This window comes from Sphingomonas sp. ABOLH, from assembly GCF_003951715.1.
Lineage (GTDB): Bacteria > Pseudomonadota > Alphaproteobacteria > Sphingomonadales > Sphingomonadaceae > Sphingomonas > Sphingomonas hankookensis_A.
Genome location: NZ_QQWV01000094.1, coordinates 1 through 2,330, shown reverse-complemented (window position 1 = coordinate 2,330; position 2,330 = coordinate 1). Strand labels below are relative to the sequence as shown.

The following is a 2,330-nucleotide window of genomic DNA, read 5'->3' as shown; positions in this document are numbered from 1 at the left end:
GGACGCATGACGGGCGCAAGTTCCGGATACTGACCATCATCGATGAGGCCAGCAGGGAATGCCTGGCACTGGTCGTCGCGCGCCAGCTTCGACACGAAGACGTGCTGGCAGCGCTTGCCGACCTGTTCATCGCGAGGGGTCCGCCCGCGCATATCAGATCAGATAACGGCAGCGAGTTCATCGCTACCGCGGTTCAGAAATGGCTCGGGCAGGTTGGCGTGAAGACGCTGTACATCGTGCCGGGTTCGCCGTGGGAGAATGGCTACAACGAGAGCTTCAACGGCTCGCTGCGCGATGAGCTGCTCAACGGCGAGATCTTCTACAGCCTCGCTGAAGCAAGGGTACTGATCGAGGCGTGGCGCCGTCACTACAACACCGTCCGGCCGCACAGCAGCCTGGGCTATCGGCCGCCCGCACCACAAGCGGCGACACCGCCATTGCCGGCCTCCGGTTCCGCTTCGCTCCACCTACGACCGGCAATGGCGGCGGAGACGACAATGCACTAACTAATAACCCGGACCACCCGATGGGGGCTGCTCAATCTCTGGTAGTCATCTAACCATCTTGCACGCACTAGCCGGCAAGCCGTTGCCGATGGGTGATCCATACGCCGGCATCGGTTTTCACCGCGATATTGTTAAATTATGGGTTTCACAAACCTTGGGGCATGACAAATTCCATACCGCGTGGTCGCCTGATAACGGCAAGCGGTACAGTGAAGATTTTCCGGGGCGAACGCTCGGCAAAGATTACCCGATCAAAACTATCGAAGAGGCAGTTTGTGCAGCGCTCCCGCTCCTAAAATCATGGCCTGATAGTTTAGTTAGGTGGGGCGAGCTTCAATACATCGAAAGTGAAGTATTGTTGGATGCGATCACAAAGCTTGCATTCGAGTACAACATACCGGCTTTACCACTCCATGACTCGATCATTGTCGCGATTGAGCATCACGAAATTGCCGCAAAGGTGTTTTCGGATTGCTTTCGAGCAAGGATTGGTTGCTTGCCAACACTTAAAAGCAAGCAAATACAATGCCTTATGTGAGGGCGGCCTTTATTTTTGTCGTTGGCTGTGAATCGATTGGTAAGGGGGGTGGGGGTCCATTTTCCTAAGACTTCGCCTTTCCCAACCATGCCGCTTCCGCGACAACCAATCGCTAATCGGCTCAACGTGTCCGTATCTGATCGGGGCAGGTACGGGCTATCCGTTCGTCGTTATCCCAACGGGCAACATACACGGCATGACCGTTGCGAAGCTGCATACAAGATAGGTCGCCATCGTTGTTCGACAGGGCGGCAACCGTCCGCCCATAGTGATCCGTGCCTACCCGCTCGATATGGACACCGCCCTCGATTGCTTTTCGCAACCTGGTAGTGGCGGCATACGGATCACCCGGCGCACAACGACGACCTTCGCGGCAATGTCCCGGCAGTTCGGGGGCATCAATACCGGCCAGCCGGATTCGCTCATTGCCACAACGGATCGTGTCGCCATCGGTAGCATTACAGCCCGATACCCGGTCGATATGGGTAGCTACGCGATTAGACGGCAACACTACCGAACCGGCACCAACAATACCCCCAACCACGCCAGCGCCAGCCAGTAGCCCTACAGCGGCGATGAGGGACCGCCTACGCGCCTTGCGTTGCTTGTTGCGGTAATACGGCCCCACCTTGATTGGAACCGCCTTAAAGGGCTTACGGAAGCTCATACAATCAATCCAGCCCGACCGGCTATGCGCCGCCTCTTACATTAGTTTACGCATAGTCAGCGCATTTTAGAGCCATAGCAGTAAAATCTAATCCAGACTGAAATTTTCCATCATCCAAATTATCAATGTCAATTGGCTCGTTTGTCGTAGGATCAATCATCGCTTTGTGACGCTTGCTGTCAAAAACGAACTTTTTGAAGCCTACAAATGCACCAAACGAATTTTTTGAGTTTACTTCACCAAACACGCAGTATTGTTTGATGACACTTACGTCTCGAAATTGCGCTGATGACGGGTCTTTCAAGTCCCGGCTTACCGCAGATTTTGCAGCGTCAATTAGTGCTGCATCTGGCGAAGTAGGTACGCAGCCAATGAGACATATAGCCAACAGAATTGGTGATTTGGTCATTTGCGCCCCCCAATATGTTGGAGGCGTGACCCGGCATATAAGCCGGGCTTGGTAATCCCTGTACGTGGACAAGGGCGCGGACACTTGTGGGTTAGCTGCTGCTCAGGCGACGGTGAGAGGCGTATCCTTTTTCGGTCAACGGTGACGGGAAAGGAGCAGGTCATGTCGAAGAAGATCGTGGCGCCGGCCTATGTCGCGGCGATGGAGCGG

3 protein-coding genes and 1 pseudogene are annotated in these 2,330 nt (G+C 54.8%); 2 read left to right on the top strand and 2 right to left on the bottom strand.

Annotation, left to right across the window (positions count from 1 at the left end; all coding sequences use genetic code 11):
* Positions 1-506: pseudogene (locus tag CA237_RS19310) on the top strand (IS3-like element ISGbe1 family transposase); the annotation flags it as partial.
* Between the two features lie 58 nt (positions 507-564).
* Positions 565-1,044: a hypothetical protein gene (locus CA237_RS19305; RefSeq protein WP_126015310.1), complete on the top strand. Its 480-nt coding sequence runs from the start codon at positions 565-567 to the stop codon at positions 1,042-1,044.
* A 121-nt stretch (positions 1,045-1,165) separates the two neighbouring features.
* Here CA237_RS19305 and CA237_RS19300 read toward each other — a convergent pair whose 3' ends face one another.
* Positions 1,166-1,711, bottom strand: coding sequence for a thermonuclease family protein (locus CA237_RS19300; protein ID WP_084401754.1), 546 nt, complete (start codon positions 1,709-1,711; stop codon positions 1,166-1,168).
* A 46-nt stretch (positions 1,712-1,757) separates the two neighbouring features.
* A complete protein-coding gene (locus tag CA237_RS19295) occupies positions 1,758-2,120 on the bottom strand; it encodes a hypothetical protein (protein ID WP_126015308.1) in 363 nt (120 codons plus the stop codon).
* Positions 2,121-2,330 lie beyond the last annotated feature (210 nt).

Coding starts and splice junctions, on each gene's coding strand:
- CA237_RS19300 (WP_084401754.1), bottom strand. CDS start 1,711: ATGAGCTTCCGTAAGCCCTTTAAGGCGGTTCCAATCAAGGTGGGGCCG.
- CA237_RS19295 (WP_126015308.1), bottom strand. CDS start 2,120: ATGACCAAATCACCAATTCTGTTGGCTATATGTCTCATTGGCTGCGTA.